This is a genomic window from Oharaeibacter diazotrophicus (assembly GCF_004362745.1).
Lineage (GTDB): Bacteria > Pseudomonadota > Alphaproteobacteria > Rhizobiales > Pleomorphomonadaceae > Oharaeibacter > Oharaeibacter diazotrophicus.
In genome coordinates this window covers 164,486-176,316 of record NZ_SNXY01000007.1, presented here as the reverse complement: position 1 = coordinate 176,316, position 11,831 = coordinate 164,486, and the positions used below count along the sequence as shown (strand labels likewise).

9 protein-coding genes are annotated in these 11,831 nt (G+C 73.1%); all 9 read right to left on the bottom strand.

The window, feature by feature from the left end; translation table 11 throughout:
* Window positions 1-45: 45 nt before the first annotated feature.
* Entirely contained in the window at window positions 46-1,569 is a 1,524-nt protein-coding gene (locus EDD54_RS09320) for an FGGY-family carbohydrate kinase (RefSeq protein ID WP_126540912.1), read from the bottom strand.
* Window positions 1,566-2,570: an ABC transporter permease gene (locus EDD54_RS09315; RefSeq protein WP_126540911.1), complete on the bottom strand. Its 1,005-nt coding sequence runs from the start codon at window positions 2,568-2,570 to the stop codon at window positions 1,566-1,568. Before EDD54_RS09315 ends, EDD54_RS09320 begins: the two co-directional genes overlap by 4 nt.
* A 71-nt stretch (window positions 2,571-2,641) precedes the next feature.
* On the bottom strand, window positions 2,642-3,637 hold the full coding sequence (locus EDD54_RS09310; RefSeq protein ID WP_126540910.1) for an ABC transporter permease: 996 nt from the start codon (window positions 3,635-3,637) through the stop codon (window positions 2,642-2,644).
* Window positions 3,634-5,160, bottom strand: coding sequence for a sugar ABC transporter ATP-binding protein (locus tag EDD54_RS09305; protein ID WP_126540909.1), 1,527 nt, complete (start codon window positions 5,158-5,160; stop codon window positions 3,634-3,636). The genes EDD54_RS09310 and EDD54_RS09305 overlap by 4 nt, the downstream gene beginning before the upstream one ends.
* 68 nt (window positions 5,161-5,228) lie before the next feature.
* Window positions 5,229-6,230, bottom strand: a complete 1,002-nt coding sequence (locus EDD54_RS09300) for a sugar ABC transporter substrate-binding protein (protein WP_126540908.1) — start codon at window positions 6,228-6,230, stop codon at window positions 5,229-5,231.
* A 122-nt stretch (window positions 6,231-6,352) separates the two neighbouring features.
* Window positions 6,353-7,828: a xylulokinase gene (gene xylB, locus EDD54_RS09295; RefSeq protein ID WP_126540907.1), complete on the bottom strand. Its 1,476-nt coding sequence runs from the start codon at window positions 7,826-7,828 to the stop codon at window positions 6,353-6,355.
* Window positions 7,829-7,943: 115 nt separating this feature from the next.
* Window positions 7,944-9,467 carry a glycerol-3-phosphate dehydrogenase gene (gene glpD, locus EDD54_RS09290; RefSeq protein WP_126540906.1) on the bottom strand — a complete coding sequence of 508 codons (1,524 nt, stop codon included), beginning with the start codon at window positions 9,465-9,467 and terminating at the stop codon, window positions 7,944-7,946.
* Window positions 9,460-10,296, bottom strand: a complete 837-nt coding sequence (locus EDD54_RS09285) for an HAD-IIB family hydrolase (protein WP_126540905.1) — start codon at window positions 10,294-10,296, stop codon at window positions 9,460-9,462. The genes glpD and EDD54_RS09285 overlap by 8 nt, the downstream gene beginning before the upstream one ends.
* Window positions 10,296-11,639, bottom strand: coding sequence for an iron-containing alcohol dehydrogenase (locus tag EDD54_RS09280; RefSeq protein ID WP_126540904.1), 1,344 nt, complete (start codon window positions 11,637-11,639; stop codon window positions 10,296-10,298). The genes EDD54_RS09285 and EDD54_RS09280 overlap by 1 nt, the downstream gene beginning before the upstream one ends.
* Window positions 11,640-11,831 lie beyond the last annotated feature (192 nt).

Here is an 11,831-nt window from a genome sequence, read left to right as displayed (position 1 = left end):
CGCGCGAAAGCTCCGACCACGGGTCGGAACGTCGCGCGCTCGGTCTCAGCTCTCGCGCCGGGCCATCCGGTGCATCAGCGGTGCGAGGGCGTCGTGGGTGTCGCGGTAGATCTCGAACAGCTCGGCGTAGCGGGCGTGGCGGCCGGCGTCGGGCTCGACGACCCGGTGCTCGCGCACCATCGCGCCGGCGGCCTCGGGCAGGTCGGCGTAGGCGCCGGCGCCGACCGCGGCGACGATCGCCGAGCCGTAGACGGTGGCCTCGGCCACCTCCGGCACGATGATCGGCAGGTTGCCGACGTCGGCGTGCATCTGCAGCCAGACGTCGCTGCGCGCCGATCCGCCGCACACCGTCATCGAGGCCACCGGCGAACCGGCGTCCTTCAGCGTCCGCAGGATGTTCTCGGTGCCGAAGGCGACCGACTCGAGCAGCGCCCGCAGCATGTGGTCGGGCGTGTGCTTCAGCGTCAGCCCGAACATCGCGCCGGTGAGGTCGTAGTCGGTGTAGGGATTGCGGTTGCCCTGCCAGAAATCGAGCGCGACGAGGCCGTCGGCGCCGATCGGGATCTCCGCCGCCCGCCGCATCATCGCGGCATAGGCGTCGCCCTCCGGCTGCATCGGGCGGGCGACGTGGTCGTGCCACCAGCGCACGATCGACCCGGACGACACCTGCCCGCCCTCGATCACCGACAGCCCGGGAACCACGCAGTCCGGATGCGGCCCGAACAGGCCGGGGATCTCGCCGTCGTGGTCGACCATCGGCAGCACCAGATGCGACGAGCCGGTGATGAAGGCGGTGCGCCCGGCGCGGCAGACGTCGAGGCCGACCATGGCGACATAGGCGTCGGTACCGCCGGCGACCACCAGCGTCTCCGGGGAGAGCCCGAGGTCCTCGGCCGCCGCCGGCGACAGCGGTCCGATCGGCGTGCCGAGCGGCAGGATCTCCGCAGGGAAGCGCTCGGTGATGCCGGGAAGGCCGATCCGGTCGAAGAAGGCGTCCGGCCAACCGCCGCGGCGGCCGTCGTAGAACCAACGGTTGGTGATCTGGTTGTGGCCGAGCGTCAGCCGGCCGGAGAGACGCAGCGCCAGGTAATCGGCCATCTCGACGAACCAGCGGCTCCGCCCGAAGGTCTCGGGCTCGCGGCGGGCGAGCCAGAGGATGCGCGGGATCATCCATTCCGACGACACGCCCGCACGGCAGCGCCTGAGCGCCGGGTCGCCGGTGGCGGTCATGGCGCGCGCCTCGGCCGAGGCGCGGTTGTCCATCCACAGGATCGCCGGGCGCACCGGGGCGAGGTCGTCGCCGAGGGCCACCAGGGTGCTCGAGGTGCCGTCCGCCGAGATCGCCCTGACGTCGGCGGCCGAGACGCCGGCGGCGGCGAACGCCGCACGCACCGAGCGGACCGCGGCCGCCCACCAGTCGGCCGGCGACTGCTCGGCCCAGCCGGGCTTCGGATAACGGGTCTCGTAGGGCGAATCGACGGTGGCGAGGACGGTGCCGTCGAGGGCGACGACCATGGCGCGGGCCCCGCCCGTGCCGCCGTCGAGACCGATGGTGCAGGCGCGGCTCACGACGGACGTCCTCCCCTCGACATGGCGGCGGCGGCCCGGCGGCGCAGGCGCACGGCCCAGACCACCCCGGCGAGCAGGATCGCGCCCTTGATGATCTCGCGCTGCCAGTCCGGCCAGCCGAGCATGGCGCCGCCGCTGACCAGCACGGCGAGCAGCAGCGCGGCGGTGGCGGTGCCGATCACGTTGGGCTGGCCGATGCGCAGCATCATCGCGCCGAGCAGCACCGCGGTGAGGCCGTCGATGAAGTAGGACGCGCCGATCATCGGCTGGCCCGACGACAGGCTCGCCACCAGGAGCACCCCGGCGAGGCCGGCGCAGACGCCGGAGGCGGCGTAGAGCATGGTCACCACCGCGCCGACCGGGATGCCGGTCTCGCGCACGGCCTCCTCGTTCTGCTCGACGGCGTAGACGTAATGCCCGAAGGTCAGCCGCTCCTGCACCCACCACGCGAGGGCATAGAGCGCGACCACGGCGATCGCCACCGCGGGGATCGGGCCGACGCCGGCGGCGAGGAAGGCGCCGAGCGGGCCGGGATCGTCGATGCGCACCGAGGTGCCCTTGCCGAGCGCCGCGGCGATCGAGCCGCAGATGCCACCGGTAGCGATGGTGGTGATCAGCGGCGACAGCCCGGCGACGGCGACCAGGACGCCGTTGAGGAGGCCGACGCCGAGACCGACCGCGAGCCCGGCCGCGGCGGCGACGCCCCAGCCGGCGCCGCCGGCCACCAGGGTCGCCACCGTCATGTTGGCGAGGGCGGCGATCTGCATGAACGAGACGTCGATCTTGCCGGCGGCGACCACCCAGGTCAGGCCGAGGATCATCAGCGCCATCAGGCTGAAGGACCGCAGCACGGTGGCGAGGTTGCCGGCCTCGGCCATCTCGGGCCGGGCGAGCGCGAAGGCGGCGAACACGGCGGCCAGCGCGATCGGCAGCCACCAGCGGCCGAAGGCGAGGCGGGGCGGCCGGAACGAGGCGGCCGCGGCGGGGGTGACGTCGGTCATGGGCGGGGTCTCCCGGCGCCCGGGCTCGGGCGCGGACGGGTTCGAGGCTGGACGGGAACGGGTCGGCGCGGTCACGGCGCCCGCCTCGGCGCCGCGGGCGCCAGGAAGCCGGCGAGACGCTCGACGGCACCGCGCAGGCGGCTGTCGAAGGCGAGCACGCCGAGCAGCAGGATCGTGCTGACCACGCCGTCGCCGTAGTAGTAGGGCACGCCGAGCAGCGAGAAGCCGTCGAGCAGGATGGTGATCAGCACCGTGCCCGCCAGCGTCGCCGGGATCGACGCGCCGCCGAGGATGGCGGCGCCGAGGAAGACGCCGGCATAGGCCGGCATCAGGAAACCGGCGCCGTCGTTGGTGTCGGCGGTACCGGATTCGGCGAGCAGCAGCACCACCGCCATCACCGCCGTGACCCCGCATATGACGAAGGCCGCGAGCGTCGCCATCTTCGTACGGATGCCGGAGAACCAGGCCGAGACGTCGTTCTCGCCGGTGGCGTGGAAGGCGGCACCGAAGCGCGAGCGGTGCAGCAGCACGTGGGCCGCCGCCGCCACCGCGAGCAGGATGTAGACCGACAGGTTGATGCCGAGGATGCGGACGTCGTTGAGGTCGAGGATCCCCGACAGCATGAAGTTCTGGAAGATCGTCCGGCCGCCGCTGTAGACGAAGGCGAGGCCGGCCGCGATCGATCCGGTGGCGATCGTCGTCACGATGTCCGGCAGGCCGCCGTAGCCGACCGCCCAGCCGTTGACCGCACCGATGGCGGCGCCGGCGAGGAGGCCGACCCCGATCGCGAGCCAGAGCGGCTGCCCGGCGGCGATCAGGAAGCCGACGGTCATGGCGCCGAAACAGGCGATGCCGGGGAAGGACAGGTCGAAGCGGCGCACCACCACCACGAAGGTGAGGCCGAGGGCGGCGAGGCCGTTGGCCGACATGTGGCGCGTCACCGCCGACAGGTTCGACTTGGTGAGATAGCGCGGCTCTGCGATCGCGAAGGCGGCGACGACGACGGCCACCAGCACGAGGAAGGCCACGGTCCGCGCGAGCGGGCCGAAGGAGGACGAGCGGGTCACTGGCGGGTCTCCCCCATGATGCCGGCGAGCAGGAGCTCGTTGCGGCCGACGGCGGCGGACGGCGGGGCGACCTGCCGGCCCTTGTAGAGCGCGAAACTGCGGTCGGCGAGGCCGTGGACCTCGTCGCAGTCGGTCGACATCACGATCACCGCGGCGTCGTCGGCGAGTTCGCGGACGAGGCCGTAGAGGCGGGCGCGGGCGCCGATGTCGACGCCGACGGTCGGCTCGACGAAGACGTAGACGTCGCAGGCGGCGAAGAGGCCCTTGGCGACGACGATCTTCTGCTGATTGCCGCCGGAGAAACCGGAGACCGGCGTCGTCAGGATCGGCGGCGACAGCGCCACCCGTTCGGCGAGCGCGGCGGCGGCGCGACGGTTGGCCGAGCGCCGCATCAGGCCGCCGGTGCCGGAGGCGCGGTCGAGGTTGGCGAGCACCATGTTGAAGGTGGCGCCCTGCCCCATGGTGAGGCCCTCGGTGCGGCGGTCGCCCGGCACCAGGAAAATGCCGGCGTCGAGCGCCTCGCGCGGCGAGCGCGGCGCGATCCGCCGGCCGTTCAGCACGATGTCCCCGGAGGACACGGGCAGCGCGCCGTAGAGCGCCTTGGAGAGTTCGTCGAGGCCGGAGCCGACCAGCCCGAACACGCCGACGATCTCGCCCTTGCGCACGTCGAAGGAGACGTCGGCGAAGGCGCCGGGCGCGGCGAGCCGGTCGACCCGGAGCACCGGTTCGGCGGCGGCCGGCACCGCGGCAGGCTTCGGCGGGTAGACGTGGGTCAGCGCCTCGCCGAGCATCAGTTCGCCGAGCGAGAGGTTCTGCCGCTTCGCCTCGGCCGCGGTCATGGTCGCGACGCGGCGGCCGCCGCGGAACACCGAGAAGCGGTCGGCGATCTCCATCACCTCCTCGAGGCGGTGGGTGATGTAAATGATCGCGATGCCGTTGGCGCGCAGCGCGCGCATCAGCTGGAACAGCCGTTCCTTCTCGAGCTCGGTCAGCGTCGAGGTCGGCTCGTCGAGGATCATCACGCGGATGCCGTCGTGCGACAGCGCCTGCAGCACCGCGACGATCTCGCGCTCGACCGCCGACATCGCCGAAACCGGCCGCGACAGGTCGACGTCGACGGGGAAGCGCTGCATCAGCCGGTCGCCGCGGCGCTTCAGCGCGGCGCGGTCGACCCGGCGGAACAGGCCCTGCCGTCCCGCCTCGCGGCCGAGGAAGATGTTCTCGTAGCCCGAGAGGTTGCCGACCAATTCGGGATGCTGCTGGACGGTGGCGATGCCGCAGGCGATCGCCGCGTGCGGGCTGCCGAGCGCCACCTCGGCGCCGTCGACCGCGATGGCGCCGTCGTCGCGGGCGTAGACGCCGGACAGGATCTTGATGAAGGTCGACTTGCCGGCGCCGTTGACGCCGAGGAGCGCGTGGATCTCGCCGCGGGCGAGCTCGAAATCCACCGCGGAGAGCGCCTGGACCGGGCCGAACCGCTTGGCGATTCCCCTGGCGCTGAGGACCGGGTCTGCCGCCGTCATGGGCCACCACCTCGATGCGGAAGGACGGGACCGGCCCGGGGACGCCCCCGGGCCGGCGAGCGTGGACGTCAGACCGCGCGGCTCCAGCCGAGCTCCTCGCCGCGGCCGGGCACGTCGAAGTCGTCGGGGATGCCGTTCGCCAGCATCTCCTGCGTCACCGCGTAGGTCGGGGTGATCACCGTGCGCGGGGTCTTGCGGCCGGCGAGGTGCTCGTGGGCGTAGAGCACGTCGAGATAGGCCATCTCGTAGAAGGTCTGCGCCATCGACAGCTTCAGCTGGGTGCCGCCGGCGATGTACTGGAACGCCTGCGAGCCGCCGTCGATGCCGGTCAGGATCAGGTTCGGCCGGTCGGCGGCGCGGGCCGCGAGCGTGCCCTCCACCGCCGCGCCGTCCCAGGCGCACCACACCGCGTCGAGATCCGGGTTGGCGGTCAGGATGTTGTCGACCGCTTGGCGCGGCGTCACGTTGCCGGCGAGCGCGAAGGCCCAGTCGGTGACGACCTTGATGTCCGGGTGGCGGCGCAGCGCCCATTCGCAGCCGAGCGTGCGCTGGTCCCAGCTCTCGTTCTGCGGCAGCAGCACGCGGGCGATCCGGCCCTTGCCGCCGAGCTGCTTGGCGATGAAGTCGGCGGTGTAGAAGCCCATGCCGAAGTTGTTCGACATCGCGGTCGTGTTGACGGCGACGCCCGGCACCATGCTGTCGGCGGCGAACACCGGGATGCCGGCCGCGAGCGCGCGCTGCACCGCCGGCGCGATCGCGACGGCGTCGGCCGGCGTCACGAACAGCGCGTCCGGCTTGGTGGCGACGAGGCTGTCGATCTGGTCCGACTGCTTCTTGGCGTCGAAGCCGGCGTCGGTGGTGGTCAGCGACCCGCCGAGGTCCTTGACCGCGTTGGTGAAGCCGTCCTGCAGGTGGCGGCCGCTGTCGTAGGTGGTCCAGCCGAGCGCGGCGGCGAACTTGTAATCGGCCGCCTTGGCCGGGCGCACCGACACGTATTGCGCGGCCAGCATGGCGGCGGAGGCGCCGAGGAACAGGCGACGCGACAGGCCCTTGGTCTCGATCTCGTCCATTTGGGTTTCCTCCCGGGAAAGAAGCGACGCGAAGAGGGGTCCGGCGCACCCGCTCCAAGCGCGCCGGCCGGGCTTTCCGCCCATTTCGGTCGGCCCGCACCGTGCGGGCCGTCTTCTTCGGTTCAGGTCCGCGCCAGTGCGGCCGAAGCCGCCCGCACCGGGGCGTAGAGGGCGTGCCAGGCCTCGAAGGCGGCGCGGTAGCCCGCGGCGTGGGCCGCGGTCGGCGCCACCTCGCGGGCGATCGCCGGCTGCGTCAGCACGTCGAGCGGCGGCGCGCCGGTGGCCGCGATCAGGCCGAGCCGGGCCGCCCCGAAGGCGGCGCCGAGTTCGCTCGCCGTCGGCACCGCCACGGTGACGCCCAGCGCCGTCGCCACCATCGACAGCCAGAGATCCGACCGCGAGCCGCCGCCGATGCCGAGCAGGCGGTCGAAGCCGAGGCCGTTGGCGCGGAAGGCGTCGGCGGCCTCGAGGAACGAGAACACCACGCCCTGCAGCACCGCCGCGGTCATCTCCTCCTCGCCGGTGCCGTGCGACAGCCCGACGAAGGCGCCGCGCACGTCGGCGTCGGCCTGCGGCGACCAGCAGCCGTCGAGGAACGGCAGGAACAGGAGCGCCGTCGCCGGCCGCGGCGCCGGGCCGAGGGCGCGGATCAGGTCCGCCGCCGGCCGGCGCAGCAGCTTGGCCAGCCAGTTCAGCGACGCCGTCGCCGACAGCACCACCGACATGTGGTGCCAGACGTCCGGCACCGCGTGGCACAGCGTCTCGATCGCGTGGTCCGGGCTCGGCCGCGCCGCGTCGGTGGCGACGAACAGCACCCCCGAGGTGCCGAGCGAGACCGTGCCGTCGCCGGGCCGGACGAGGCCGGTGCCGCAGGCGCCGCAGGCGTTGTCGCCGCCGCCGGCGGCCACCACCGGCGGCACCGCCATGCCCCAGCGTTCGGCGAGCGCCGGGCGGAGTCGCCCGGTCGCTTCGGTGCCCTCGTAGAGCGCCGGCATCTGCCGCCGTTCCATGCCGCTCGCCGCGAGCAGACGGTCGGACCAGTCGCGCGCGGCGACGTCCATCCACAGCGTGCCCGAGCTGTCGGCCTTGTCCGAGGCCTTGTCGCCGGTGAGTTTCAGCCGGACGTAGTCCTTGGGCAGCAGCACCGTCTCGACGCGGTCGAAGGCGTCGGGCTCGGCGTCCTTCAGCCACATCAGCTTGGTGGCGGTGGTGCCGGGCGTCGGCCGCCGCCCGGCGATCGACACCACGTCGGGCGCCCGCTCCTCGAGGATCCGGCACTCGCGGGCGGTGCGGGTGTCGTTCCACAGGATCGCTGGCCGGATCGGCCGGTCGGCGCGGTCGAGCAGCGTCGCGCCGTACATCTGGCCGGAGAGGCCGATGCCGCGCACCGCGGCGAGCGCCGCCGGAGCGTCCGCCTTCAGGCCGTCCATCGCCTCCGCGACGGCGTCCCACCACGTGTCCGGGTCCTGCTCGGACCAGCCGCGGTGCGGTCGCGACACCTCGAGCGGTCGCGACGACTTCTCGGCGACGACCCGCTGGTCGTCGTCGATCACCACGGCCTTGACGCCCGAGGTGCCAAGGTCGATGCCGACGTACATGCCTCCTCCCTCCCTCGGAAAGCCCCTCCCGGCTTCCGTCCGGTCCTCGTCTCGTCAGGTCCTCTCGATCCGTCCGGCACGCCCGCCACCTCCGAGGCGATCGTCCCGTCCGTCCTCACGCCGCGCGGCCGATCTCTCCCATCCGCCGCCCGAGGTCCTCGATCTGGTCGCGGCCGAGCCGGAGGCCCAGCTTGGTCCGCCGCCAGAGTATCGTCTCCGCGTCGCGCGCCCATTCCTCGCGCCGCATCCACTCCACCTCCGCCTCGGTGAGCCCTGCGCCGAACGCGCGGCCGAGGTCGGCGGCCTTGCGGGCGTCGCCGAGCACGCGCGGCGCCTCGGTGCCGTAGCAGCGGGTCAGCCGCTCCGCCTGATCGGCGGCGAGGAACGGATAGGCCGATTTCAGCGCGGTGACGCGACGCCCGAATTCCTCCTTCGGGAAGTCGCCGCCCGGCAGCGCGGCCCGGCCGGTCCAGCCCGCCTTCGCGCGAACGGCGCCGGCGGTCGCGGCCGGCAGCATCGCCGCGATCTTCTCCATCGCCGCCTCGGCGAGGCGGCGGTAGGTGGTGATCTTGCCGCCGAAGATCGACAGCATCGGCGCACCGGCGCCGTCGTCGGTCTCGAGCACGTAGTCGCGCGTCGCCTTCTGGGCGGCGCCCTTGCCGTCGTCGTAGAGCGGACGGACGCCGGAATAGCTCCACACCACGTCGCCGCGGCCGACCGGCGTGCGGAAATAGGCCGACGCCGCCTTCAGCAGATAGTCGGTCTCGCCCTCCGAGATCCGCACCGCGCCGAGGTCGCCGTCGTAGTCGCGGTCGGTGGTGCCGACGAGCGTGAAGTCGCGCTCGTAGGGGATCGTGAAGATGATCCGGCCGTCCGGGTTCTGGAAGATGAAGCAGCGGTCGTGGTCGTAGAGCTTGCGGGTGACGAGGTGCGAGCCCTGCACCATCCGCACCTTGCCGGCCGCCGGGCGGCCGACGACGCGCGCGGCGACGTCGCCCGCCCACGGCCCCGCGGCGTTGACCAGCACCCGCGCCCGCACGACCGTGCGCCGGCCGCCGTCGCGATCCTCGGTGGTCAGCACCCAGAGCCCGTCCTCGACGCGGGCGGCGGTGCAGGCGGTCCACGGCCGGATCGTCGCGCCGTGGCGGACGGCGTCGCGGGCGTTGAGGACGACCAGGCGGTTGTCCTCGACCCAGCAGTCCGAATATTCCCAGCCGCTCCGGATGCCCTCGCGCAGCGGCGCGCCGATCGGGTCGCGGGAAAGATCGAGCGAGCGCGTGCCCGGCAGCACCTCGCGGCCACCGATGTGGTCGTAGAGGAAGAGGCCGGTGCGCAGCATCCAGCGCGGCCGCATGCCGGCGACGTGCGGCAGCACGAAGCGCAACGGGCGCACGATGTGCGGGGCGATGCCCCACAGCCGCTCGCGCTCCTCGAGCGCTTCGCGGACGAGGCGGAACTCGTAGTGCTCGAGATAGCGCAGGCCGCCGTGCAGCAGCTTGGTCGAAGCCGACGAGGTGGCGGCACCGATGTCGCCGCGCTCGACGAGATGGACCTTTAGGCCGCGGCCGGCGGCGTCGCGGGCGATGCCGCAGCCGTTGATGCCGCCGCCGACGATGGCGAGGTCGACGACGTCATCCATGGCGGCGCACCTCCGTCGCGGCGACGGGCGGCAGTCCGCGGGCGGCGAGGATGCGGTCGGCGACCTCGACGAAGCCGGCCCCGCCGCGCCGGCTGGCCACGTAAGCCGGCGGCACCAGCGCCGCGCGGTCGAAGTCGAGCACGTTGGCGACGCCGCAGCTCATCGGGAAGAAGCCGAACATCGGGCCGTCGTTCGGGCTGTCGCCGACGAAGACGACGCGCTCGCGGTCGGCGTCGAGGTCGAGACCGAGCACGTCGGCCGAGAACAGCCGCGCCATCGACAGCTTGTCGTAGCTGCCGAACCAGCCGTTGACGTGGATCGACGACAGCTTGGCGACGGCGCCGGCCTCGGCGAACATCGCGAGGATGCGGTCGACCTGCTCCTTCGGCAGCGGCGGCACGTCCTCGCAGACGTCGATGGCGAGATCGGCCTCGCGGTAGAGCTGGTCCGAGGCGATGCCTGCGCCCGGCACCTCGGCGAGGATGCGCTCGCGCAGCACGGAGAGGCGGACGCGGTTGGCCCGGCGCTCCTCCTCCGGCGTGAAGAAGCGCTGCAGCATCCGCTTCTCGGCGTGGCGGTAGGCGAAGTAGAAGGCGCCGTTCTCGCCGACCACGCCCTCGACCGGCCAGAACCGGGCGATCATGTCGCACCAGCCGGCGGGCCGGCCGGTGATCGGCACCACGGCGAGGCCGGCCTCGGCGAGCCGCTCCAGCGCGGCGTAGGCGTCGGCCGGCAGGCGGCCGTCGGTGGTGAGGGTGTCGTCGATGTCGGTGAACACCGCGACGGTTCCGGCGAGCGCCGCCTCGGGCAGCTGGTCGAGCGGCAGCATCAGCAGCACTCCGCGATGAAGTCGTCGAGGATGCCCATGCCGGCCGCGAGGTCGAGCATGGAGAAGCGGTCGCGCATCTCGGCGGAATGGCGCACCGCCTCGCGGTAGAGGTCGCGGTCCATGCCGATCTCCGCGGCGGTGGCGCCGCCGCCGGCGGCGCGGATGTGGGCGGCGATCTCGTCGGCGGGCACCGCCACGGCGAGGAGCTCGGCCCGCAGGCTCGGCCACAGCGCGGCGAGGCGGTCGTTGAAGGCGGCGGCGGCCTCGGCGTCGAGCGCCTTGCGGCCGGCCGCCTTCAGGCAGTCGTCGACCGCGGCGGCCGGATAGCGCCGCCGGATGCCGTCCTCGTCGACCCGGATCGGCCCGATCCGCGGCGCGGTCTCCGACGCGAGGATCCGCGCCTGCAGCCGCGCCATCGTCACCGAGGTGACGCCGACCTGCTGGCCGTGGACGGTGCCGGGATGTCTTTCGCCGGCGAAGCTGTCGATCCAGTGCGAGATCTGGTGCTCGCCCATCGAGCCGGGATGGCTCATGCCGGCGACCGAGATGCCGAAACCGGTCAGCGCCAGCCAGCGGTGCAGGTAGCCGACCGCCTCGCGGTCGCCGGTGGCGAGCGCCGCGGAACGGGCGAGCACCGCGGCCTCGTCGTCGGCCTGGAGCACGTAGGGCGCGGTGAAGTAGGCGGTGCCGAGCAGGCGGTGCGAGAACAGCCAGTCGACCTGGGCGGTCGAGCGGCAGAGGCTGTCGCCGAGGCCGGCGGCGACGAGATAGCCGGGCGCCGCCGCATTGACGGAAAGGTCGAGGAAGACGCCGCGGGCGGCGTGGGCCGGCTGGGTCGTCTTGAGGCCGCTGTCGAGCGTGATCGAGGCGGTGGTCGAGGTGTAGCCGTTCATCGACGGCGCCGTGCCGAACACGCAATAGGAGCGGCCGTCGCCGGCGGTGGCGTATTTGCAGAGGTCGTTGACGGTGCCGGAGCCGACGGCGACCAGCACCTCGGCGTGGCGCGTCGCCTCGCGCAGCCGCCGCACCGTCTCCTCGTCGGCGTGGGGATGGTCGAGCACGATCTCGTCGGCGGCGCCGCCGAGCGCGGCGGCCACCGCGCGGCCGGCGACCTCGCGGGTGTTCTCGTCGGAGACGACGGCGTAGCGCGTGGCCGGTGCCACCGCGCGGACGAGGTCGGCCTCGCGGCCGGACAGGCTGTCGGCGATCACCACCGTCTCGAACGGCACACGGGCCGGCCGGCCGGTGTCCGGGCTGATCCAGCGCCCGGCCGAGACGTCGTCGATCAGCCGCGTCCACGGGCTGCCGGCGAGCGGCACGCTCGCGGTTCGTAGGTCGTCCATGGTCCCTGGGTCTCCTCCGCGCGGCCGCCGTGGCGCCGCGTCTTCGTTGGATGGAGATTTCCACGAGCCGTTGACCTATGTCAATGGCGTTTTTCATCCCTGATGGCATATGCCACGTTTGACCGCGGACAGCGCCGCCGAATTCCGCTAGAACGATCGGCATCTGCCGCCGCGACCGGCGCGGCGCGGCCG